Genomic DNA, 24,757 nt, shown 5'->3' on the forward strand with positions numbered 1-24,757 from the left:
CTCTCTCCTTCAAATAAGACTAATATCGATTAGAATATTTATTCCGTATCAATACAGCTACTGAATTCATCACAATTAAGAATATGAATAAAACGATGATTCCTGCTGCCGCAACATTTTGAAACTCCGCTTGAGGCCTAGAAGCCCAGTTATAAATTTGAATTGGTAAAGCTGTAAATGAACTCAACACATTTTCAGGCAAGAAGTTAACAAATCCATATGCACCTACCACTATTAATGGAGCCGTCTCACCGATGGCACGAGAAAATGCTAATATACTTCCTGTTAAAATTCCAGGAATCGCAGCAGGTAATACAATGCGGTAAACCGTTTGCCATTTTGTGGCACCCATACCGTATGAAGCTTCTCGGAGGTCCTTCGGAACAGAGCGAATCGCTTCTTGACCCGCAACGATAATGACTGGTAAGATTAACAAACTTAATGTTAAACCACCAGCAAGGATACTGCGATCAAAATTTGCTACTCGAACAAAAACAGTAAGTCCTAAGAGCCCAAACACAACAGATGGCACACCTGCTAAGTTAGCTATATTCGTTTGAATAAAGTTTGTAAGCTTATTTTTCTTCGCATATTCCTCCAAATAAATGGCCGTACCTACTCCAAGAATTAATGAAACTGGAATCACAACCGCCATAAGCCATAACGATCCAACTAAAGCAGCTTTTATTCCTGATTCTAAAGGTTTTCTAGAAGCAAAATTCGTGAAAAATTCAAGCGATAAAAAGCTAAATCCTTGAGTGAATATTCGATAAAGAAGAACGGCAAGGACAACTAGAGCAATAGAAGTGGCTAAGATATATAATGACCGAAAGAGCTGGTTTACGACTAATCTGCCTTTTATTCTTTTTGAAACAGTTTGTTGATCAATGAGTTTCATGTTTAGTACTCCTCTCTAAAACGACGAGAAATATATTGGGCTAACAAGTTCATTAACAATGTAAAGATGAACAATGTTGCTCCTACAGCATAAATACTGTAGTAAATGGTTGTTCCATAACCTGCATCACCAGAACTCACTTGTACAATATACGCTGTCATTGTTTGAATCGATTCCGTAGGATTAATAGTTAAATTAGGTGTTGCTCCTCCAGCTAATGTGACAATCATCGTTTCACCAATTGCTCTAGAAATCGCTAGGACAACTGATGCAACAATCCCTGATATTGCTGCTGGCAAGATGACTTTCATAGAAACTTCAAATTTAGTAGCTCCTAAAGCTAAAGCTCCCTCTCTCATCGAATTTGGAACAGAGCTCATGGCGTCCTCAGAAAGAGAAGCAATCATTGGGATAATCATGATCCCTACCACAATCCCTGGGCTTAACGCATTAAAAAATCCTAACTCCGGAATCATTTTTTGTAAAAGAGGTGTTACAAACGTCAAGGCAAAAAAGCCATAAACAATTGTTGGAATACCCGCTAATACCTCTAAGATCGGCTTGACAATTCTTCTTGTTCGATCTGATGCATACTCACTCAAAAATATAGCTGAAGCTAAACCAATTGGTAATGCTACAATAATTGCTATTACTGCAATTAATAATGTTCCCGATATAAGTGCAATAATTCCATATGATGGATCAGCCTCATAGAAAGGGTACCATTCTGTCTGTGTAAAAAAAATCTATAATTGATACTTTTGTAAAAAAGGTGATTGTTTCAGTAAAAAGTGTCACAACAATTCCAACTGTGGTTAATACTGATATAATCGCCGTCATAAATAAAAAAACTGGTACAGCTTTTTCAAATTGATTGGAGACAGATTTTTTTTGTTTTTTTTCTTTTATCATCTCACGTATTGTTTGGCTAGAAGATGAAGCCATAATTAGAAAACCCCTTTCCCAATTACATAGCAAGATGAGAAGCTCCATTTCGCTTCTCATCTTATTTTATTTTTTATTTTAATCCTTCAAGTGTTTCAAGCTGAGTTGTGTACTCTTCTTCAGGCAAACGAACATAACCAACTTCTTCAGCTAAATCACCTGCATTGTTTAAAGTGAACTTCACATATTCATAAACTTGCTTTTTATCTTTAATAGAAGCGTTATTCACATATGTGAATAGCGGACGAGATAGTGGAGCATATTCTCCGTTTTCAATTGTATCATTATTAGGTTCTACAGCTTCACCTGTGTCAGGATTTACAACAGGTACGACCTTTAGTGTATCTTTATTTTCTAAGTAATACGCATACCCAAAGTATCCGATTGCATTTTTATCACTTTGAACACCTTGAACGATCACGTTATCATCTTCAGCTAGAGTAGCATCTTTCACAATCGGCTCTTCATCCAGGATTACTTCATCAAAATAATCATATGTTCCAGAATCTGTACCAGGTGAAAAATATTTAATTTCTTCTTCAGGCCAATCAGAGTTTATATCAGACCATTTTTTTGCATTTCCATCTTCAATCCATAGTTTTTTCAACTCATCTACTGTTACTTGTTCGATCCAATCATTCTCTTTGTTTACTACGACAGATAAACCATCAAAAGCTAATTTAAATTCTGTAAACTCTATTTCATTTTCTTCTGCTGTTGCTTTTTCTTCGTCTTTAATTGGACGAGAAGCGTTGGAAAGATCCGTTTCTCCTACTGTAAATTTTTCAAATCCACCACCGGAACCAGAAACACCGACTGGCGCTTTTACATCACTATATTCTACAGCAAACTCTTCTGAAACAGCCTCCATAATTGGAAATACAGTTGAAGATCCATCAATATTAACTTCTCCTTGTAATTGACCATCTTCTGTTTGTTCGTTGTTATCTGTTTCTTCTGATCCAGTCGATCCTTCGTCACCAGAACAAGCTGTCGCAAATACTAGCATAGAACCTACCAAAATTGACATTGCTAGAAACTTTAAGCTTTTCATTTCTATTATTCCCCCTAGAAATTGTGGTGTATTTATCCTACGAATTCAAGAATAACGGCAAACTATTAATTCTGTTTAAACCAAATGTTAAGCTTTTGTAAATTGCATCGAATTTTGACGGCTCTTGATGAATTTCATCTTTTCAATAACATTTTAAAAGGTGTGTTGATCAATGAAAGGAAATGAATTCTATCACTTTATTTTAGGTTAACTATACGTTTTTCCAATGATTTTATTCACTTTCTTCTATACGCTCATTTTTTAATTCATAATAAGCATCTGTCACCTGTGCTGCAATTTGTTTATTGATCGTCACTTTATTTCTTGTATCAGCCCATGGGACTACAACTGAAAAAGCAATCTCAGGATTTTCACTCGGGGAGTATCCAACAAATGTTAAGTTATACGTTGGCATCCCTTGATAGTTCTCTTTAGGTCCATAATAGTAGGTTTCAGCCGTTCCTGTTTTCCCTGATACATCATATTCTTTATTATTAAAATAAGTATAAGCCGTTCCGCCCGATTCTTGAGTAACTTGTCTAAATCCTTCTTGTACACGCTCGATGAATTCTTGATTCATATCTAATTGGTTTAAGACAACAGGATTGATGCTGTAATCAACTGGACCTAGTTCTTTTTCAGATGAAGGCTGTCTTACTTCTTTGACTAGATGGGGCTTCATTCGATAGCCTCCATTAGCAATAGTTGAAACATATTGAGCCATTTGAAGGGCCGTATACGTATCATATTGACCAATTGCGTAATCAAGTAAAAAGTCGTTATTTTCTCCGACCACACCAGTAGATTCATTTGGTAAATCTATCCCTGTAGAAATTCCAAGACCAAATTGATTAAAATAATAGCGCATCGTAGAAAGGGCATCGTTATCAATTCTTAATGATTGGTTTGGTACGTAAACTCCGTTACCGATTGCAATCGCTGTCCTAAACATATAGACGTTGGAAGATTGCTTTAACGCAACTAAATCGTTAATATACCCCATGTTTTTCCAAGAACTTTTCTCAGGTGTGCCTTTTATTTTTATAGGGGTATCATATAAAACGGTATTAGGTTGAATCACTCCTTCTTGAAACCCTGCTAAAACGGTTGCTCCTTTTACCGTCGAACCCATTTCATAAGAAGTCGTCATTCCACCTAAAGCAAAATCTTTGATTTCATTATCATCTGTCATTTGTTTACCTGCCATTGTTAAAATTTCACCATTTCTCGGATTCATAATTATGACAAACGCTCGATCTAACAATTCTGTTCCCGATTGTTTTTTCGTTTCGGTTAGTTGTTGTTCAATAATTCTCTCTACTTCTTGCTGAAGCTCCATATCAATGGTTAATATGATATCTTTTCCTGCTGCCCCTTCAGATAGAACTTCGACATCAACAACGTTACCTACTTTATCCGTTATATTTTTAATCTTTTTCTTTTCACCTTGTAAAATATCTTCATATTGTAGCTCTAAATAACTTTTTCCTACTCGGTCATTTCTGCTATATCCTTTTGATAAATAGTAATCAATAGAGTCAGCGGGTAATCCTTCATCAGATGTCGTTATGTTCCCTATAAGTGTACGAAGAAGATCCTCATAAACATATTCACGATCCCAATCCGTTGTAACATCAACACCTGGTAACACATCTAAATGCTCACTAATATAAGCAAATTCTACATCAGTTACACCTTTCTTTATAATCTGTGGAGTAAGAGCATATCCTGAATCCATTTCCCGCTTAATGGCTAAAACATTTAATTCTTGCTCGGAAATCATCCCTAATTCTTCATTCGTAATTCTTTCTAACTGAAGTTGATATAGAACATCTTCTTCGATATTTCCCTCTTCAACATTTAGGTAATCCTCTTCTGTCAGTATTGCTTTTGCTTCTTCCGGCCTTGTTATAATCCAATAATCTTTCATGTCTCTTTCTGTAATTTTATCTGTTTCTACAGAGAGTACTTGAGCAAGATCCTCTGCTATTTCCAACCTTTCTTCCTGAGAAGTAGAATAAGAACGAGTATATGTAATAGCCTTTGTCGGACTATTATCAACAACGACATTGTATTGTCGGTCTAACATCCTCCCTCTAGGTACAGATGTACTAACACTAATTTCTTCCGTTTGCTCAACCTCTTTTTTATAGCTTTCTCCATAAACTATCTGAACATATCCTAAACGAAGAATGAGAGTTGAAAATATAATAAACACGATAAAGAAAAAAACATTTATTCTCGTTTGTAGCTTTTTCTTTTTACTTTGCTGCTTCATTTCACATCACCTAATTAGAAATATAGTCACGAATTATTTTGAGATTGATTCAAATATTAGTTTAAATTAAAGGAATTTGTTTTTCTATAGTATTTATAAATGTAGAGAAATTGTAATGGATTAAAGTAATGTGATGTGAAAAAATTACTCTTTAACTCCCTTCTCCATCAACAAGACTTGGCTTTGCAATCTGTCTATTACGGTCGTGTTCTATTAACACATTTGAGTCCTTTAGTTTGATATTTCGAATGAAAAAGTATATAACAGGGTGACCTAGTCCCAACAAAAGTAAAATATAAGGTAAAATAGTTTCGGGTGAGAATGTCATAATTCCTACCATAAAGATACCAATGGAGATGATTCGTCCTATGTTTAAAAAGATTTCACGAACAACAATATATTCAATCCTTGCTCCGGCTGCATTCCACCCTCTCCCTATCACATCATAAGTCATACTGGAATAGGGAACGAGCAAAATAGGATATCCAATCGCTATACAGACGGCATATAACAATAAACGGGGATAGGTGACGTTAAATAGAATTAAAAATATGGATGCATATAAAATAATCCCTCCCAATAATATTGCTTTTTTTCTCATTTTTTTGGTAATTAACCTTGTTGCTCCATAATACGTAACGAAGGCAACCGCAGAATTAAGAAGACCGAACTTTCCAAGTGCTAGTTCACTCCCTGTAGAAATAAAAACAAATACACTAATCACAAAGATAAATGTTCCTTCCCTCAACCCTTGAAATATGTGAGCGTATGTAATCCTTCGCCAATTACGATTCCGTTTTCTTTCCTTCACAATACGCCAAAGAATATATTGTCCTTCCGAAGGTCTCCTATCAATAAAAAAGCTTAAGACAACGGCTCCTGTAAACATAATTAACGATATCGTAAAAATCACCGTATATCCGGTAAAGTTTTCTAAGTTAGAAATAATGAGTCCAGCAACTATAGGACCAAACATTCCCGCCACAGATGTTAAAATTCCTAAAAAGCCATTGAAAAAATCTCTTGTTTCAGGTTCGGTAATTTCAAAAGTAAGGACGTTAAATGCTAACCAATAAAAGCCATAACCAACACCTAATAAAGCACCTAACAACAATAAAAATTGATCTGCTTTGTCTCCAATTATTAAAACCGTTATAAAAAAAATGGCTAAAAAAATGACACCAAGTCTTAAAACAATCACTCTATCTACCTTTTTGGCCCATAAGCCTGCTAAAATAAACGTAATCATTTGCATGATAACAATGCTTAGGTTATATACAGCTAAATCAATATATCGTCCAGACTGTTTCCATAGATAGACATTCACAAATGTGTTTGATAAAGAAACACTTAAAGAATATAGTCCACCTACAAGTAACAGAAGGATTAGGTCACGGTTAACTTCAATCTCACCTAATATTTTATTCATATTAAACATAGAGTTCTCCCCCTTCAACAACTAGAGGGTGCTTAAAAAGGTTTTTTTACTTTTCTATACTTAAACAACCTCTCATACAGCCACTATTAAAATTAGTTTGTCTACTGTAGAAGGAGATATGTATTTTAAATAAATAAAAAAGACCGCCGAGAGTATTTACTCGACAGTCTCATTTAAAATAACTCATTAATTATTTTGCTGCTTCAAATCGTTTAGAAACTTCGTCCCAATTGACGACATTCCAGAAAGAAGCGATATAGTCTGGACGACGGTTTTGATACTTTAAGTAGTAAGCATGCTCCCAAACATCCAAACCTAAAATAGGTGTTTTCCCTTCCATTAATGGAGAATCCTGATTAGGAGTACTCATTACTTCAATTTCTCCATTATTAACAACTAGCCAAGCCCATCCTGACCCAAAACGAGTCGCTGCAGCCATTTGCAAATTGTTCTTTAAATTTTTCAAAGCTCCCAAATTTCCCATGAATCGCATCAGCTAAAGCCCCTGTTGGTTCTCCTCCACCGTTTGGAGATAGAATAGTCCAAAATAGACTATGGTTAGCATGTCCACCACCGTTATTTCTAACTGCTGTCTGAACTGCTTCAGGAACTTGGTTTAGATCCGAAACTAACTCATCGATATTTTTGTTTAAAAGATCATGATGACCTTCCAAAGCAGCATTTAACTTACTTACATAAGTGTTATGGTGCTTCGTATGATGTATTGTCATTGTCTCTTTATCAAAGTGTGGTTCGAGTGCGTTATAAGCATAAGGTAATTGTGGTAATTCGTAAGCCATTTTTAAAACTCCTCCTTCTTGAATATGTACCCTAAAGGCTTGGTTAAGGCCTTCAATTAAAAGATTACCAAACTTATCCCTTTGTTTCAATTATTATGCCCCATTAAGGAATGTTCATTTTAGTAAAACAAAAATAAAATAGCCAATCATCCCAAGTTGGATAACAGTTTTAGCAAGTACACCTGAAACAAAACCGATTAATGACCCTACTCCTACTCTAATTGAATCATTTAATGATTTTCTATGAATCAGTAGCTCTGCTATTACCGCACCAAGAAAAGGTCCTAAAATAATTCCTATAATCGGAAGGATAAAGGGTCCAATTAGCAAACCAATCGTACTTCCCCATATAGCGGCTTTGCTTCCTCCTCTTCGTTTCACACCATATAAATTTGCCAAATAATCAGCAGTAAATATAATGGCGACAAAGATCCCTTCTACAATCCAGAAGCTATAGGGTAGCTCTGTAAAGGAAAAATAAAAGCCATATACGAGAAAACCACCAACTAAAAACAGTACACTAGGAATAATAGGATATATTAATCCTATAAACGAAACGATAAAAAAAGCGATAATGATGATCCAAATAATTGTATCCATCGTACACCACCCCTTTTTATAAGATATAAAAAAGCAAGAGATTGGTTCTCTTGCTTTTTAGTATAATCCATAGATATCATTTTCGATACCCTAATACAGCTTCAGCAATATTCACTGAATGATCACCAATTCTCTCTAAGTTACTTACGATATCAACAAATACAATACCAGCCTGTCCTGAACAAATGCCTTCATTCATTCTCAATATATGATTTTTTCGTAACGTTCTCTCTAGCTTATCGATTTTTTCTTCGGATTTAACTACTCCTGATGCTAAATCATGATCTTTTTGATCTAGTGATTCTAAAGCATTAGAAACCGTTTCGACGGTTAACGAAAACATTTCGTCTAAATCTTTTCTCGCTTGATCTGTCAGCTTCACTTTATTAGAAAGCTGAAAATCCACTAATTCAACAATGTTCTCAAAATGATCGCCAATTCGTTCTATATCTCTTACCGTATCTATAAGCATAGAATGCTCTTCAGAGTCTGATTGTGACATTTCACTTCTAGAAATGGCGATTAAATAGTCAGTAATTTTACGGTCCAGATTATTAATGGCATCCTCTAATTGAAAAGCCATTTCCGCATGCTTTTTATGATGAGTTTGTAAGTAAAGGTTTGTTTCTTCTAACCCTTTTGAAGCAAATTTACCCATTCTTAGAATTTCTTCTTTTGATTGTCCTAATGCAATAGAAGGTGACTGTTCAATAAAAATTGGGTCTAAGTGCTTCGCTTTATATTCTACAATCGAATCTTCGCCAGGAATTAATTTTGTCACAATGAATGCCAATGCTCCGATAAACGGTAATTGGATCAGAGTATTTGTAATATTAAAGGTTCCATGAGCGAAGGCAATCGTCATCTCCGGATTTAATTGCAAATTTTCTTGCATGCTAGCAATTAGACTAGTAAACGGAGCTAGAATTAATAAAAATAGGGTCGCTCCAATGATATTAAATATAACATGAGTAAGAGCCGCGCGTCTTGCAGCAACTGATGCACCAATCGAAGCTAAAACAGCTGTAATCGTTGTCCCTATGTTGTCTCCAAATAAAACCGGTAAAGCCCCTTTTAAATCGATCAAACCTTGCCCGAATAACTCCTGCAAGATTCCAATCGTTGCACTAGAACTTTGAACAATGACTGTAAAAACAGTACCAATGACTACTCCAAGTAGAGGATGTTCACTCATCCCTATTGTTAAATCTGAGAATGCTTCAAGTGAACGAAGTGGTTTCATTCCACTACCCATCAACTTTAGTCCATAGAACAATGCACCAAACCCAAACACCACTTGTCCTATATTGTTGATCTTCTTGTTTTTAAAGAAGAACAACATGATGGAACCAATTGCAATAATGGGTAAGGCATAATTTGAAATTTTAATACCTATGATAAATGCAGTTACTGTTGTCCCAATATTAGCACCCATGATTACACCAATGGCTTGACGTAAGGTCATAAATCCAGCGGAAACTAATCCGACTGTAATAACCGTCGTTCCACTACTAGACTGAATTAAGACTGTAACAATAATACCTGCTAACACACCCATGATTGGATTAGTTGTAAATTTATCTAAAATATCACGCAACTTATCTCCCGCTGCTTTTTGCAGTCCGTCTCCCATATATTTAATACCGAAAAGGAAAATACCTAAACCACCTATAAATTCAAATATCATTGCCTGAACATCCAAACTCAACCTTTTCAACTCCTCAATTCGTGTTTAATCGACAACTATCAACAACCCCTAACAATTATTAACGATATGTTGATTTATTGTAAAGACTTTTTTTGAAGATTAACGGTTTTTTTACACTAAATTTACATACAAAATATTACACTGACAATGACAGCTCTACTAGTTAATTTTTAGCATCCATTGATGAAATAGATTTTATAATACAAATTATAATCAAATCCCTATAGCTGATGTTTTTCGTTAGGAAGTATCCGCTTTTATTTCACTTGTTTATATACTTTATAAACGTTAATATATAAAAGGTAAAACAACAATGATCATGATTGTTCAAAGGGTTACTATATTCAGTTTAGTGTAATACTGTTTGAACACATTCTATTACAGAAAGGTTGAGAGTGTTTGAATATCTTTATACAATTTTATAAAAGTCTGTACTCTCCAAAGACCATTGCTAGAACACGGTTCCAAAAAATAGGAAAGACCATTGCTTATGTTTTTTTTCTAGCCTTTATATCAAGTATCCCAGCAGTTATTATAATTAATTCATATATAATGGAGAATTTAGAATCTGTTGAAAGATCTTTGAAAGTAGATTTTCCCGACTTTTCAATTGAAGATGGTTCATTAGTGTTAAAGGAGCAAAATAATTTTGTTGAAACAACGAGCGATAATTTCCATATAATTCTTGACGAAACTGGAGATCAGTCGGACAACGACTTGGCGATGCAAAGTAATGTCATTGCTTTTTTGGATGACTCACTCGTTGTTAAGGTTGAAGGAAATCAAGTTTTTAATCAATCCTATGTTTATTTTTTAGATAATTATACAAAAGATGATATTATTGATATTTTACATCAATTAAATAATAGTAAATGGATTATTATAATCTTAGCTTCATTGATGTATTTTATCCTGAACTCTTTCATGAAATTCTTAGCAGTTACCTTTCTCGCTTTATTTGGCAACATACTAAAACAACCTGCAAAAAAAGCAATTAAGTTTAGCCAGGTATGGACGATTTCAGCATACTCAATTACCATCACTACCGTTTTCTTTACAATTATGGAGTTTCTAAAAACGCCAGTTCAAATGGGAGTTTTTATAGGTTGGACGGTTAACTTCATCATCCTCTATCTCTCAATAAAGGAGATACCCTCAAAAAAACAAAGAAAGCTATCATAAAAAGGATTGGTGATATCACCAATCCTTTTTAATTACACAAAATAACTCATTTTATGCTCTTCCTAGCATATTTATATAATTAAACATGCTTGTCCAAGGGAGTGATCTTAAATGAAAAGACTACTATGGTTTATAACCTTTATTCTCGTAACCTACGCTATTTACTATGATTTATCTGTTGGAACAATCAACAACCAACTCAATATATCGCACGAAGAAGACTTTTCCTCAATTAATTCTCCCAAATTAAATTATCAAGCTTATCGAGTACAAGAAGGAGATACTGTTTTATCTATTGTAAAGGAAATGAACGATGTAACCCCTTCTGTATCGATAATTATTGAAGATTTTAAGTACTTAAATCCAGATACAGAGGTTTATGAAATACACCCTAATGTCACGTATGAATTCCCTATTTATCATGATAGCAATCATGAATAGTTACCCATTTTAAAATTACGGTTGCCTATAAGTATAGTGCATTGTTAAAATTAATTAGTTAATATCTTAAAAGGAAATCCCTATTCTTACTCAATCTCACGAATGGTAAAGAATCGATATGTACTTTATAATATAAATAAGATTCAACATACTTGATATTAAGGAGCGAGTTTATCGTGAATGAAATCATACATCGGACTAAAACACGTCCCGTAAATGTCGGCAACTTAACGATTGGTGGAAGTAACGAACTTGTTATACAAAGTATGACAACTACTAAGACTCATGATGTGGAAGCAACTGTTGCTGAGATTAATCGTTTAGAAGAAGCAGGGTGCCAGGTTGTACGTGTCGCCTGTCCTGATGAAAGGGCTGCTGATGCTATTAAAGATATAAAAAGACAAATCAATATTCCTCTTGTAGTCGATATCCATTTTGATTATAAATTAGCTTTGAAGGCCATTGAAGGTGGAGCTGACAAAATAAGGATTAATCCAGGGAATATAGGAAAAAGAGAAAAAGTAGAGGCTGTCGTTAAAGCAGCAAAAGGAAAGGGAATTCCTATTCGTATTGGAGTAAACGCTGGATCTTTAGAAAGGAAAATATTAGAAAAATATGGGTACCCTACTGCTGATGGAATGGTAGAAAGTGCTTTGCATCATATAAAAATACTAGAGGATTTAGACTTTTATGATATTATTGTTTCTATGAAAGCTTCTGATGTTAACCTTGCCATCGAAGCCTATGAGAAAGCTGCAAAGGCGTTTGACTATCCATTACATTTAGGTATAACCGAGTCTGGTACTTTGTTTGCAGGTACAGTCAAAAGTGCAGCTGGGTTAGGCGCCATATTAAGTAAGGGGATTGGCAATACGTTAAGAATTTCTTTAAGCGCTGATCCTGTGGAGGAAGTAAAAGTAGCGAGGGAACTTCTTAAATCGTTTGGACTTAGTTCAAATGCGGCTACATTAATATCATGCCCTACGTGCGGGAGAATTGAAATAGACCTTATCAGTATCGCAAATGAAGTTGAGGAATATATATCAACGATTAAAGCTCCTATTAAAGTAGCTGTTTTAGGTTGTGCCGTCAATGGACCAGGCGAAGCAAGAGAGGCAGATATTGGAATAGCGGGTGCAAGAGGAGAAGGTTTGCTCTTTAGAAAAGGAAAAACCGTCAGAAAAGTTCCTGAAGAAACGATGGTTGAAGAATTGAAAAAAGAAATTGATAAGCTCGCTGAAGAGCACTTTAAAAAACAAAAAGAAGAAGAAGTGAAAAGTTAGGGTTCCCCCCTAACTTTTTTATATGCTATGAATTCGATGTTCTAGTGCAGGCGTTGCCATAGGACGTGCGATGAACAGGAAGTTTTAGCCACAGGACGTGGCTGAACTTAGTTGACGTTCCTTTTAATATGCGTCGCTGAACGGTCGCTTCCGCTTTTATTACAACAAAGGAGCCAGAAAAATGGTTGTAATTAGGGACACTATTCCTATCCCAATCGCCCAACCTCCTAATGAGGCCGAGCCTTTCCTACGTGCAACAAATCCCACAATTACACCAGAAACTCCTAAAATAATGGGCAAAACAAACAAGGAAATAATAGAAAATGATAACCCTAATACACCTAACCGTTTTGCTGTTACCCTTTCCAATTCCTCATTATCTAAATTTTGTCGAACACTATTGTTTAAAGTAGGGGTAATTTCAGCAGACGTTTCCTCGTAAAAATGTTTTTCATCACCTGATTTTTGCTGCTTTTCATTTTCATTGAAAACCTTATTTTTAGCTCCATGGTAGTCGTAGGCAACATCATCTTCTTTTACTTGTTGATGATAATCATGGGGTTTTTCATTATTTTCTGTGGTCATTCCATGATAATCATAATCATTATTTGCCAAGTATTTTACCTCGCTTTCATTTTAGAGTGTGTTCATTTCCTTTAAAGCCTGAACATGCTCTAGTAGGAGCTTTCTTATTATTTACCTTCAGTTCTTTTCTATTAATAATTTAATTCCCATAGCCTCTATTTTTTGCTTCGATTGAACAATCTTCTTAATATCTTCTTTCCCATAATGATAACAAACAACAAAACAGGATAAATAACCGTAACGATGAGTCCAAAATACCTTAATAAATCAGTGAAATACATCACTTGTCCTACATCATCTATAAGGATGGAAGGAACGATAATAATACCACTAATAATTAGCAGGGCACTATATTGACCAATTTTAAATAGTTTTTTTACTCCTTTTAAAGAAACCCACATGTATAAAAGTAAACTAGGTAATGTGACAATTATCCAAAGGGAAACAACAATAATTTCCATTCTTTCAAGGAAAGGGAGTTTTGCAATTTTATACATCGTTAAGGTAGCCCATACAGTTCGCCTCAATTGTGTAGGTCCAAAATAAAAAATTGAAAATAACATGACGGAAAAATACAAAAAAATAGTAAGCGAAAATCCAATATGGATGAATTTTTTTGATTTTTCCACATTTTTTATAAGAGGTAATAGAAAAAATAACAACTCAAAACCTAAGTAAGATACTGTCATCATATAGGAGCCTTTTAGAATCTCCATTGGTTTATGAGTAAATATTGGTGTTATGTTAAAATAATTAGCATAATCTAATGTCTGGAAACTTAGGAACCACATCCATATAGCCATGAAAAAAGCGATGAATGTACAACCTATAATGACACGAATTCCCCCTTGAACACCATAAATCGTGAGAAATAAGAGTAAGGAGGTTAATACTAATAAAGAAATATTTGGAAAAACCCATACTTTAATAATCAATAATAAATTAGCTAAATTTATCCAATATACATAAATAAAATAACTTACTAAAAAAAGATTAATGAGCGAACCTATTTTTTTACCAAATATTTGATCATTTATTATATAAAGCGAAAGACCCTTATACGTTTTAACAATGAAATATACAATAGCACCCATGATATGAAGAATAATTCCAGCTACTAAAATCGATATCCAGGAATCCTGTTCTACTTCTTCAAAAACAATACGTTGATAAGATGTAATTCCGAAAGATGTTTGGACTGCAGCCAAAATAAAAATGATCAATAATGGATTAATTGATTGTGTTTCTTTGTTTTGGACCATTTTATCCACCCTAGTCAATGCTTAAGCTTTTTGGTTGAACTTATCATTTCCTAAATATCTGCATTCTAATCGAGTAGAGAACTCTATGAGTCAAAAAAAAGCTTATCTCATTCGACTATTCGAACAAATAAGCTTTTTAGCTATGAACACGAAGGGCATTTACCATATATTTCGAATTTATGCCCATCAATATTGTAACCGTCTAATTTTTTTGTCATGATATCTAACGGACAGCCTTCAATTTCTTTTGTTTTCCCACAGTTCATACAAATAAAATGATGGTGATGCTCGCCTATCTTACATTTAAATCGATAGTTTTTTTCTCCACTTAACTCCGTATATTCGAGAATTCCAAGAGAAGCAAAGGTCGTTAAATTTCTATAAATTGTGTCAAAACTTAAATTTGGATAATCCGTTTTTAAATGGTCTAATACTTCTTTAGCTGATAAATATCGATCACTTTTTGCAAAGAGCTCCAACATTTGTTCACGTTTTTCGGTATATTTATGACCGTTTTCTTTTAATAATTGGAGAGCGTCCTTTACATTCAAGACGTAAACCTCCTCGTTGTTTTTTTCCATAACAATGCAATTAAAAGGATCAAAACAGAAAAAATTACAATTGTTCCTCCTGGGGCAAGATCAAGATAATACGAAACGATTAAACCTAAAATAACCGAAGCTTCTCCAAATATAATCGATAAAACAACCACTTGTTTAAATCCTTTGGCAATTCTTATACTTGCTGCAACAGGAATCGTCATTAAAGAAGATACGAGTAAAATACCAACTATTCGCATCGAAACAGCTATGACTAAAGCAACAACGATAATAAACAAAAAATGTAAGCCTCTCACCGATAACCCTGAAGCCACTGCATACTCTTCATCAAATGACAATAAAAACCATTCCTTATAGAAGAAAAAAACCGTTCCTATTACGATAATCGTAACAAAAACAATAAGTAATAAGTCCGTTCGAGAAACAGCTGTTACACTTCCAAATAAATAATTAAACAGATCGGTATTAAATCCATCTGCCAAAGAAATAAAAATTACACTTAAGCCAATTCCACTTGAAAGTATAATTGGAATTGATAGTTCTTCATAATGTTTAAAAATAGACCGCAACCTCTCTATTAACAATGCTCCTGTAACAGAAGCACCAACTCCAAGGAAAATAGGATTCAAACCAGCAAAAAAAAGAAACTTTTTGGATAGCAATAAACTTCCGGCTATTCCAGCTAATGTTACATGACTTAGTGCATCTGCAATTAATGATAACCTTCTTATAACAACAAAAACACCTAACAATGGAGCGATGATTCCTATTAACATCCCTGAAATAAATGCATTTTGTAAAAACTCATATTGTAATAAATGACTAAACATACGATCCTCCAAATTACCTGTGGTGGTGAGATAAAACATGAATTGAGTGCCCATATAAATTCGAAACATCTTGCTCATTTAAAGTTTGGAACAAATCAACACCACCATAAAAATGTAATGATTTATTCAAACAAGCAACATGAGTCACTTTATCCGTAATTGTGCCAATATCATGTGTCACTAAAAGAAGGGTGATACCATAAAGCTTATTTAAAGATTCAAGTAAGCGGTAAAAATGATCAACATTTTCAACATCGACTCCAACTGTTGGTTCATCCAAGATGAGTAATTCGGGGTCACTTACTAAGGCTCTTGCAATGAATGCACGTTGTTGTTGTCCACCTGATAACTCCCCGATATTCCGATCAATCATATCGTTTAGGCCAACGGATTCAATGGTTTGTTTTACTTTTTCTATATCTTTCTTGTTTAACCTCTTAAACAGCCCTAGCTTGGTTAATCCACTTTGGACAACTTCAAATACGGAAGCTGGAAATCCACTGTTGAAGCTATTAGCCTTTTGTGAAATAAACCCGATTTTATCCCATTCTCGAAAATCTTTAATATCATGTCCAAATAGCTCTATCTTCCCTTGTTGAACTTGATTCAACCCTAACATACATTTTAACAAGGTGGATTTTCCTGAGCCATTTGGACCTACTAATCCAACGAAAGATCCTTTCTCAATAGTAAAGTTAATATTTTCAAGTGCATTTTGTTTATTGTATTTATAATTTAAATGTTCAATCTTAACGATTGGATTATTAGTCATTAAAATCACCTGTCGTTAATCAGAATAATTACGATTTAAAACATAAAAAGTATACAGGATTGTATTCAAATTGTAAAGGTTATTTAAAGATGCTTAATGTATTGGAGACTTAAACTTAGCACCCTTTGTCTCTTGGGTATTCATAATTGTTATAAACGCACTAGGATCGATTTCATATACAATACCTTTTAACTTCGTTACTTCTAATCTGGTAATTACTGCATAAATAACCTCTTTCTCTTGATCGGTAAATCCTCCTTTCCCTTTCAGCTTTGTTGTCCCTCTGCCAAGTCTCTGCAAAATCGCATCTGAAACATCTTTATATTCATCTGAAACAATGATAACCGCTTTCGTCTCATCTAATCCTTGTATAACAGTGTCTATTGTTTTAAAAGCAATATAATATGTCATAACAGAATACATGGCTTCTTCAGCACCAAACACGAATGCAGCCCAACCAAATATAAATACATTTATAAACATAACAAACTCACCAACCGAAAAGGGGAGCTTCTTTGTTAAGATAATACCTAATATCTCCGTTCCATCTAAAGATCCACCATGTCGAATAACTAACCCTACTCCTACTCCTAAAATAAGACCCCCAAAAACTGCCGCTAAAATGGCTTGATTGGTAAATGGATCAAACGCGTGTAAAAATCCTTCAGCTACAGCTAAACAAATAATGGCGAATAAACTAGAGACCATAAAGGTCTTTCCAATTTGTTTATAACCTGAATACATAAACGGTAAGTTAAATAAAATGACCAATGTTCCAAAGTTCACAAAAAACCACTGATCAGGAGCAATATAGTCTACAATTAAAGATACACCAATAATCCCACCATCAATAATATTGTTTGGAATTAAAAACATCTCAATTGATATAGCGGCTAAAGTTGCCCCTATCATAATCATAATTAATCGATATATGTAATGACCTGTGCTTTCTTTTTTATGTTGCCTTACCATAAAAACCACCTCAGCTTTTTGAATAAACCATATATTAATAGACAACCTATTATATTCATTTATAGTTTAAAAAATTTAAATATACACGTTCTTCCCACATACTCATATATATATATGGATAGGAGGAGGAGCAGTGATTTTATTTCAAAAAATGATTAATCAAAAGATGAATACGATAACAGAAAAAGAGCTTCTTCAGTATGCGGATGATTTTAATATTGCATTTAATAAGAATAAAGCAAAAGAAGTTGTGAAACTCGTGAAAGGACAAAAAATTGACTTATTTAAGACAGAAGAAAGAAGAGAGCTATTAAAAAAAATAGCATCTGTAACTGATCAAGAGACGGCTAAACAAGTTAATCAACTTTTTAACAATTTTATCAAATAAAAAGGGATGACGTTTATATTTAGTATACTTAAATAAAACATTAAAAGAGACCTTTTTCACGCCATCCTTTTTCTTTTTTTATTGTTGAATTTTTTCTAAAAGCTGATCATCAAATTCTTTTGAACGTAACATTGCAATTTCATGTTTATAAGGTGGTTTTTTGTTTTTCTTATCTTCTCCTACATAAGGAGTTTCAAGTATTTTAGGAATATCCATGAGTTGAGAGTGATGAACAATTTTATTTATTGCACCAAAACCAATAAAACCGAAACCGATGTTTTCATGACGATCTTTTCCTGCCCCACATGGATTTTTACTATCATTTATATGAAGTACTTTCAGTCGATCTACTCCAATCATTTTATCAAATTCGTCTAAAACTCCGTCAAAGTCTTCAACAATATTATAGCCTGCATCATGTGTATGACAAGTATCGAAGCATACCGATAAATGTTGGTTGTGGGTTACTCCATCAATAATCTTAGCAATCTCTTCAAACGACCTACCACATTCAGTCCCTTTCCCTGCCATAGTCTCAAGAGCAATTTGAACGGACTGATTTTTTTCAATTACTTCATTTAAACCTTCAATAATTTTCTTAATACCACTATCTGGTCCCGCACCGACATGTGCACCTGGATGCAGGACTATTTGTTTTGCACCTATCGCTTCTGTTCTTTCGATTTCTGAACGTAGAAAATCCACCCCTAATTGGAATGTTTCTGGTTTAACAGTGTTTGCGATGTTAATGATATATGGAGCATGGACGATAATATCTTCAATACCATGTTGCTTCATATGAGCTTGTCCATTATCAATATTTAAATCTTCAATTTTTTTCCTTCTCGTGTTTTGAGGAGCGCCTGTATAAACCATAAACGTATTCGCTTCGTATGAAACTGCTTCCTCACTGGCAGCTAGAAGCATTTTTTTACCACTCATAGATACATGTGAACCTATCTTCAACTTCCCCACTCCCTACTATCTTTTTTTCTTTCTTCTCTCTCTTCGTTTTACTTTGTCCATTTCTTCTTTCATTTTCTTTTTATACCCTGGTTTAACCTTCTTCGGCTTTTGTACATAACGGTTTGCTATTTTGTCTGTTTCCTGGGTTTGTTTCTTTCTGTTTTTCCTTCTATTACGATCCTCAATCGACACCCATTCACCATTAATTAAATCTTTATTTTGGAAGTGAACGTTCAACTTCTCAAGTTTACTTATTTTCTCTTCATCCTCTTCACTAAACAATGTGAAGGCAACTCCGCTATTGCCTGCTCGAGCTGTTCTACCTATACGATGAATTAAAAAATCTAAATCCATTGGAATTTCAATATTAATGATATGGGAAACCCCTGGTATATCAATTCCTCTAGCGGCTAAATCTGTAGCCACAATATATTGGAATTGTAATTCTTTTACTTGTTTCATTACCTTTTTTCGTTCTCTAGGCTGCAATCCTCCATGTAGCAAAGCAACCTCTAATCCTTTATCTCTTAAAGAATTGGCGACTTCATCTGCTCGTTTTTTCGTATTAGTAAAAATCATCGCTAAATAAGGCTGAAACGTTTGAAGCATATCATATACTAAACTAATTTCATTTCTATGCCTAATAGGAACTAAAATATTTTCAACATTATTGGCAATAAGCTGGGTTGGATCCACTTGAGTAAACGAAGGATTTTCCATATATTTCTTTAAAAACGGCTTTAGCTTTTCAGGTATGGTAGCAGAGAAAACGAGAATTTGTAGGTCTTTCACCATTCTACTTGCCAACTGATCAACCTCATATATGAAACCTAAATCAAGCATAAGGTCTGCTTCATCAATGACAATAGTTTTTGCTTTATGAATATCCAAGGCCTGTTCTTTCACTATATCTAGAATACGCCCTGGAGTGCCAACTACAATATGAGGTTGTTTTTTCAATTTCTCTATTGACCTTTTTTTGTCTGTCCCACCGATAAATGAATTTGCCTGAATTAATTGGCCTTCAGGACATTTAGATGTAATATTAATAACTTCTTTATATATTTGATTTGCAAGCTCTCTTGTAGGTGCTGTAATGACAACTTGAACCTCTTGATCACTTGGATTTATGTTATTAATTAACGGTAACAGGTAAGCGTGCGTTTTCCCTGTTCCTGTTTGAGACTGTCCAATTGAACTTTTCCCTCTTAAAATGCTTGGAATCATTCGTTCTTGAACTTCCGTCGGTTGAGAGAAGCTTAATTCAGAGATCGCTTCTAGTATAAAAGGTTTAAAATCAAATTGAGCAAACGCTGTTTTTTCCATTGGTGTTCCTCCTTATTAAGACCCATTAATCGTACACTGACAATAAGAAAAGCGCAAGCGTCCGTTTAGCGACCACAATACATTTATGAACATCATCTAAATGCGCCCACGTCCTGTGGGCAACGATGATGCTAGCACGTCCTGTGCGTCGAAGACCTCCATATGAGATAAAGGAAACACGAATAGCCCTAAAGCAGAGGATCTACTAACTACTGCCACGTCCTGTGGCAAACGTAGATCCACCTCCCTCCTGGAGGCGTCTCCGTTGACTTATCGTAAGGAGGAGGGCGAAAACTTACGAGTCGCTGGGCGCTGGAGCTAGACAATAAGAATAGCGCAAGCGCCTTGAAAAGCCTCGACAAGCATAAGGCGCGGAGAAAAGAAAGGTGTTCTTTATCTTTTGTTCTACGTGACGATTGCAGAAGATCTACTAAGAACAGCCACGTCCTGTGACTAACGTAGATCCACCTACTTCCTGTAGGCGTCTCCTGGCTAGGCGCTAGAGCTAGAAAATAAGAAAAGCGCAAGCGTCCGTTTAGCGACGCTGGAACAAGGGACGCGCGCTAACTCCTGCCTCGTTCTGTGGCAAACACCACCTCTATCATGAAGACATGGGCTTCACTTTCTTAAAAATAGGCCCCCTTGTCATAAACATTTTACCATTATAACGCATATTTTATTTATAGTTAAGTTTATCGTTTTTTTAGAGAGGAGGGAGATAAATGTTTCCTCAAAGACCACCAATACCACCTATCGGAAGAGGGGTTGGTCAATCTTCATTATTAGGTAATTTCTTTCCTAGAACACCACCACAAATACCTCAAGCTGCTCAACAGGTAGGAGGATTAAGAGGCATGTTATCAAACCTATTACCTGGACGCGGGTTTGGAGGTGTTGCAAATACAGCTAGTTCAGTTGGAAACATAGCTAATGCTGGAGGTGCACAAGGTTTAGCTAGCACAGCCAATATTACAGGTATATTGGGTAACGTTCAAAAAGCTATTGGGTTTGCACAACAAGTCTCTCCAATGGTTCAGCAATACGGGCCACTTGTTCGAAATATTCCGTCAATGTATAAATTAATTAAAGAAATGGGGAGTGATGACGACGAGGATGAGAATGATTCTAAGGAAGAAGCAGATAGTGAAGAAGTAACAAATCAAGAAGATAACAAAGAAAATGAAAATATTGATGATAATGAATCTAAGGAAGAGAAGAAGAAGAAGGTAACAAAAAAATCGAAGACATCGAATAAAAAAAATACAAGTAAACAAGAAAAGACTCAAAAAGCAAACGAAAAATCAGAAAAAGTACAAACAAAACGAACTCCTAAAAACCCCGGAAAATCCGTTCCCAAACTTTATATATAAGACGAACAAATGGTATTGGTATCTTGCTATGAGTCTAATGTTTATAGCTTGTATAAAAGTGCATGATTCTTTGTGTTTAAAGCAATAGTCCGTTATAATATTTACAGATTAAAAAATATAAGCCGCTTGACGGCTTTTTCATATACGGGGGAATTTGGATGGAAGTTATTAAAATCGCTCCTCGTGGATATTGCTATGGTGTTGTCGATGCAATGGTCATTGCTAAAAATGCAGCCATGGATAAATCACTTCCACGACCGATCTATATACTTGGAATGATTGTTCATAACAAACATGTTACAGATGCTTTTGAAGAAGAAGGAATCATTACTTTAGATGGTAGTAACCGATTACAAATTATCGAGCAAGTCAACGGAGGAACCGTCATTTTCACTGCACACGGAGTGTCTCCAGAGGTAAGAGAGATTGCTAAACAAAAAAATCTATTAACAATTGATGCAACGTGCCCTGATGTTACCAAAACACATGACCTCATTCGCCAAAAAAAAGCAGAAGGTTATGACGTCATCTATATTGGAAAAAAAGGACACCCGGAACCAGAAGGAGCAGTTGGAGTAGCTCCTGATATTGTTCATCTAATTGAAACGGATAAAGATGTTGAAAACCTAGCTATTTATAACGATAAAATAATTGTTACAAACCAAACGACCATGAGTCAGTGGGATGTACAAGATATTATGGATTTAGTGAAAGATAAATATCCGCATGTTCAATTTCACCAAGAAATTTGTTTAGCAACCCAAGTTAGACAAGAAGCTGTTGCTGAACAAGCAGTTCACGCAGATTTAACGATTGTTGTAGGGGACCCTAAAAGTAACAACTCCAATCGACTAGCTCAAGTCTCGGAACAGATTGCGGGTACTAAGGCATACCGTATTGCCAATGTAAGTGAAATCGAGTTGGACTGGCTTAAAGGTATTGAAAAAGTAGCCGTTACTGCCGGTGCCTCTACCCCAACTCCTATTGTAAAAGAAGTCATCCTTTTCTTGGATCAATTTGATGAAAGTGATCCATCCACATGGGACCATATTCATGAGATTCCTTTAAAGAAAATACTCCCTAAAGTAAAGGCTAAAAAAGCACTCAAATAAGAGTGCTTTTTTACTTGTGAAAATATTTTCTTTGCCCAATCCTCTATTTAAATGTAAACGGTTCCGTTTCCACCTTAGATGTTAGCCAATCCACTTGTAGCTTCTCATCTTTCATCATTTGTTCCATCTTGTCCACTACACCTTTTTTCATGATTTTCTCAATGTTATGCCCAGGATCAATGATGTTTAGTCCCAGCATCATTGCATCGTGTGCAACATGATAGTATATATCTCCGGTAATATAAACATCTACTCCTTTTCTTTTAGCTTGATAAATATATTTATTACCATCTCCACCTAGAACAGCTACTTTTTTTACGGTAGCTGTTTCATCACCTACTACTCGAACTGCTGGGACTTGAAGTTTTTCTTTCACAATTTCAGCAAACTCTTGCAGGCTCATTTCCACTTCCAGTTTTCCAACCCGACCTAATCCTAACGTTTCTCCTTGATTGTTTAATTCGTAAAGGTCATAAGCAACTTCTTCGTATGGATGAGCTTGCAACATTTTTTTTATAATTTTTTGTTCGTCATCAGAAGAGATGATGGTTTCTATACGCATTTCTTCAACCTCTTCTATTTTACCTATTTGACCCATAAATGGATTTGCACCTTCTTTTGGAAAGAAAGCACCTGTTCCGTTCGATGTATATGAACAATGGCTATATGCGCCAATATGTCCTGCACCAGCATCACCCAATGCTTTTCTAACAACTTCATCATGCGTTTTTGGAACAAAAACAACTAATTTCTTCAAACTTTGCTCGTAAGTATGTACAAGCACTTCTGTATCCTTTAACTGAAGCGCCTCTGCTAGTAAATCGTTTACTCCTCCTTTTGCCACATCTAAATTTGTATGCGCTACATAGATGGCAATATCATTCTTTATACATTTTTCTAATAGTTTTCCTTGAGCCTGATCTGTACGAATATCTTTTAATGGTCTAAAAATCGGTGGATGGTGTGCAATGATTAATTGCACATCATTAGCAATTGCTTCATCAATTACTTCATCAACAACATCAAGAGCAACCAATACACGATTGACTTTTTTATTCAGCGTTCCAATTTGCAAGCCTATTTTATCACCTTCAACTGCAAGGTTTTTAGGAGAAAACTGTTCGAACAATTCAATGATTCGTTGACCGTTTACACCTTTACTCATCTGATAATGCCCCCTTGATCATTGTTAATTTATTCGTTAATTCTAATTTTTTTTTCTTATTTTTTTCATCTTGTTTAGCCATTTCCATTTGTTTTAAAACTTTTTCTAAATGATCTTGTTCTAATAACCACTTTTTCATAAATACAGGTTCTTTTTTGGCCATCAAAAAAGGACCTAACAAAAGCTGCTCTTCAAAGATAGAAGGGTTATATGGTTCATAACTATCGCCTTTTTCAGCAACTAAAATTTCATATATTTTTCCATCCTCTTCAATAATCACTTCATTCTTCAGTTCCCATCCTTGATTCAATAGCCACTTTCGAATAATAATTGCATGAATATTTGGCTGAAGAATAAGGGTTTTCACATTTGTTAATTTTTCTTTCCCATTTTCTAAAATAGACTTAATTAGTTCTCCGCCCATTCCTGCAACCGTTATACACGTAACTGACGAATTAATAACTTCAAGTCCATCTCCTTTTCGCACGGAAATAAAATCATCTAATTCACATTCTCTCACTTGATTTAATGCACTTGAAAATGGGCCTTCACTCACTTCACCGGCAATCGCAAAGGAGGCCGTTTTATGTATAATTGCATAGCAGGGTAAATAAGCATGATCTGATCCTATATCAGCCAATACTGCCCCCTTGGGTATAAATGAAGCAACAGTCTTGAGCCGTTTTGATAAATTCAATTCATTCATGTTTTCACCTTTCAATCATAAAGTTCATATTTAATAGTCTACAAATTATAGGTCAATATTACAAATCCTCCATAAGAAAAGCTAAGGGATAAGTAATTTTTTTATAAGAACAAATT

The 24,757-nt window shown here is 34.8% G+C and carries 22 protein-coding genes and 2 pseudogenes; 6 read left to right on the forward strand and 18 right to left on the reverse strand.

Annotated elements, in window-relative coordinates:
• Window positions 1-19 precede the first annotated feature (19 nt).
• The 8 genes and pseudogenes from pstA to LC087_RS07575 all read right to left on the reverse strand — a co-directional run bounded on the left by pstA (window position 20) and on the right by LC087_RS07575 (window position 9,700).
• Window positions 20-898 carry a phosphate ABC transporter permease PstA gene (gene pstA, locus LC087_RS07540; RefSeq protein ID WP_226539922.1) on the reverse strand — a complete coding sequence of 293 codons (879 nt, stop codon included), beginning with the start codon at window positions 896-898 and terminating at the stop codon, window positions 20-22.
• Window positions 899-900: 2 nt separating this feature from the next.
• A pseudogene (gene pstC, locus LC087_RS07545) lies at window positions 901-1,843 on the reverse strand (phosphate ABC transporter permease subunit PstC).
• A 73-nt stretch (window positions 1,844-1,916) separates the two neighbouring features.
• Entirely contained in the window at window positions 1,917-2,897 is a 981-nt protein-coding gene (locus LC087_RS07550; RefSeq protein ID WP_306020522.1) for a PstS family phosphate ABC transporter substrate-binding protein, read from the reverse strand.
• 232 nt (window positions 2,898-3,129) lie between these two features.
• On the reverse strand, window positions 3,130-5,175 hold the full coding sequence (locus LC087_RS07555; protein ID WP_226539918.1) for a peptidoglycan D,D-transpeptidase FtsI family protein: 2,046 nt from the start codon (window positions 5,173-5,175) through the stop codon (window positions 3,130-3,132).
• A gap of 151 nt (window positions 5,176-5,326) precedes the next feature.
• A complete protein-coding gene (locus LC087_RS07560; protein ID WP_226539916.1) occupies window positions 5,327-6,613 on the reverse strand; it encodes an MFS transporter in 1,287 nt (428 codons plus the stop codon).
• A 190-nt stretch (window positions 6,614-6,803) separates the two neighbouring features.
• A pseudogene (locus LC087_RS07565) lies at window positions 6,804-7,413 on the reverse strand (superoxide dismutase).
• 114 nt (window positions 7,414-7,527) lie between these two features.
• A complete protein-coding gene (locus LC087_RS07570; RefSeq protein ID WP_226539915.1) occupies window positions 7,528-8,013 on the reverse strand; it encodes a DUF456 domain-containing protein in 486 nt (161 codons plus the stop codon).
• Between the two features lie 76 nt (window positions 8,014-8,089).
• A complete protein-coding gene (locus LC087_RS07575) occupies window positions 8,090-9,700 on the reverse strand; it encodes a Na/Pi cotransporter family protein (protein ID WP_226539914.1) in 1,611 nt (536 codons plus the stop codon).
• A gap of 420 nt (window positions 9,701-10,120) precedes the next feature.
• Here LC087_RS07575 and LC087_RS07580 point away from each other — a divergent pair, with 420 nt between their 5' ends.
• The 3 genes from LC087_RS07580 to ispG all read left to right on the forward strand — a co-directional run bounded on the left by LC087_RS07580 (window position 10,121) and on the right by ispG (window position 12,627).
• Entirely contained in the window at window positions 10,121-10,903 is a 783-nt protein-coding gene (locus LC087_RS07580; RefSeq protein ID WP_226539913.1) for a DUF1189 domain-containing protein, read from the forward strand.
• Window positions 10,904-11,014: 111 nt separating this feature from the next.
• On the forward strand, window positions 11,015-11,344 hold the full coding sequence (locus LC087_RS07585) for a hypothetical protein (protein ID WP_226539912.1): 330 nt from the start codon (window positions 11,015-11,017) through the stop codon (window positions 11,342-11,344).
• A gap of 185 nt (window positions 11,345-11,529) precedes the next feature.
• A complete protein-coding gene (gene ispG / locus LC087_RS07590) occupies window positions 11,530-12,627 on the forward strand; it encodes a flavodoxin-dependent (E)-4-hydroxy-3-methylbut-2-enyl-diphosphate synthase (protein ID WP_226540111.1) in 1,098 nt (365 codons plus the stop codon).
• A gap of 159 nt (window positions 12,628-12,786) precedes the next feature.
• Here ispG and LC087_RS07595 read toward each other — a convergent pair whose 3' ends face one another.
• From LC087_RS07595 to LC087_RS07620, 6 genes are all read right to left on the reverse strand, one after another.
• Window positions 12,787-13,242 (reverse strand): DUF308 domain-containing protein, encoded by a 456-nt coding sequence (locus LC087_RS07595; protein WP_226539911.1) that lies wholly within the window; start codon window positions 13,240-13,242, stop codon window positions 12,787-12,789.
• A 125-nt stretch (window positions 13,243-13,367) separates the two neighbouring features.
• Entirely contained in the window at window positions 13,368-14,474 is a 1,107-nt protein-coding gene (locus tag LC087_RS07600) for a GerAB/ArcD/ProY family transporter (RefSeq protein ID WP_226539910.1), read from the reverse strand.
• Between the two features lie 140 nt (window positions 14,475-14,614).
• Window positions 14,615-15,025, reverse strand: a complete 411-nt coding sequence (locus LC087_RS07605) for a Fur family transcriptional regulator (RefSeq protein ID WP_226539909.1) — start codon at window positions 15,023-15,025, stop codon at window positions 14,615-14,617.
• Complete coding sequence (locus LC087_RS07610) at window positions 15,022-15,864, reverse strand: metal ABC transporter permease (protein WP_226539908.1); 843 nt, start codon at window positions 15,862-15,864, stop codon at window positions 15,022-15,024. Before LC087_RS07610 ends, LC087_RS07605 begins: the two co-directional genes overlap by 4 nt.
• Before the next feature lie 13 nt (window positions 15,865-15,877).
• A complete protein-coding gene (locus LC087_RS07615) occupies window positions 15,878-16,636 on the reverse strand; it encodes a metal ABC transporter ATP-binding protein (protein ID WP_306020529.1) in 759 nt (252 codons plus the stop codon).
• A gap of 93 nt (window positions 16,637-16,729) precedes the next feature.
• Entirely contained in the window at window positions 16,730-17,608 is an 879-nt protein-coding gene (locus LC087_RS07620; protein ID WP_226539906.1) for a YitT family protein, read from the reverse strand.
• Window positions 17,609-17,741: 133 nt separating this feature from the next.
• On the opposite strand from LC087_RS07620, the gene LC087_RS07625 reads away from it, so the two are divergent.
• Window positions 17,742-17,996, forward strand: a complete 255-nt coding sequence (locus LC087_RS07625) for a DUF2624 domain-containing protein (RefSeq protein WP_226539905.1) — start codon at window positions 17,742-17,744, stop codon at window positions 17,994-17,996.
• A gap of 78 nt (window positions 17,997-18,074) precedes the next feature.
• Here the strand turns inward: LC087_RS07625 and LC087_RS07630 are convergent, their stop codons facing one another.
• Entirely contained in the window at window positions 18,075-18,962 is an 888-nt protein-coding gene (locus tag LC087_RS07630) for a deoxyribonuclease IV (protein WP_226539904.1), read from the reverse strand.
• A gap of 15 nt (window positions 18,963-18,977) precedes the next feature.
• A complete protein-coding gene (locus LC087_RS07635; RefSeq protein WP_226539902.1) occupies window positions 18,978-20,288 on the reverse strand; it encodes a DEAD/DEAH box helicase in 1,311 nt (436 codons plus the stop codon).
• Window positions 20,289-21,010: 722 nt separating this feature from the next.
• Between LC087_RS07635 and LC087_RS07640 the strand changes: the two genes are divergently transcribed.
• Both LC087_RS07640 and LC087_RS07645 read left to right on the forward strand, forming a co-directional pair.
• Window positions 21,011-21,658, forward strand: coding sequence for a YqfQ family protein (locus tag LC087_RS07640; protein WP_226539900.1), 648 nt, complete (start codon window positions 21,011-21,013; stop codon window positions 21,656-21,658).
• Between the two features lie 158 nt (window positions 21,659-21,816).
• Window positions 21,817-22,770: a 4-hydroxy-3-methylbut-2-enyl diphosphate reductase gene (locus LC087_RS07645; protein ID WP_226539898.1), complete on the forward strand. Its 954-nt coding sequence runs from the start codon at window positions 21,817-21,819 to the stop codon at window positions 22,768-22,770.
• A gap of 43 nt (window positions 22,771-22,813) precedes the next feature.
• Here the strand turns inward: LC087_RS07645 and LC087_RS07650 are convergent, their stop codons facing one another.
• The gene (locus tag LC087_RS07650) at window positions 22,814-23,935 is read right to left on the reverse strand and encodes a Nif3-like dinuclear metal center hexameric protein (RefSeq protein WP_226539896.1); all 1,122 of its coding nucleotides are present in this window, start codon (window positions 23,933-23,935) and stop codon (window positions 22,814-22,816) included.
• Window positions 23,928-24,641 (reverse strand): tRNA (adenine(22)-N(1))-methyltransferase, encoded by a 714-nt coding sequence (locus tag LC087_RS07655; protein ID WP_226539894.1) that lies wholly within the window; start codon window positions 24,639-24,641, stop codon window positions 23,928-23,930. The genes LC087_RS07650 and LC087_RS07655 overlap by 8 nt, the downstream gene beginning before the upstream one ends.
• Window positions 24,642-24,757 lie beyond the last annotated feature (116 nt).

Origin of the sequence: Bacillus carboniphilus (genome assembly GCF_020524035.2) — a bacterium.
Taxonomy (GTDB): Bacteria; Bacillota; Bacilli; order Bacillales; family JAIVKR01; genus Bacillus_CC.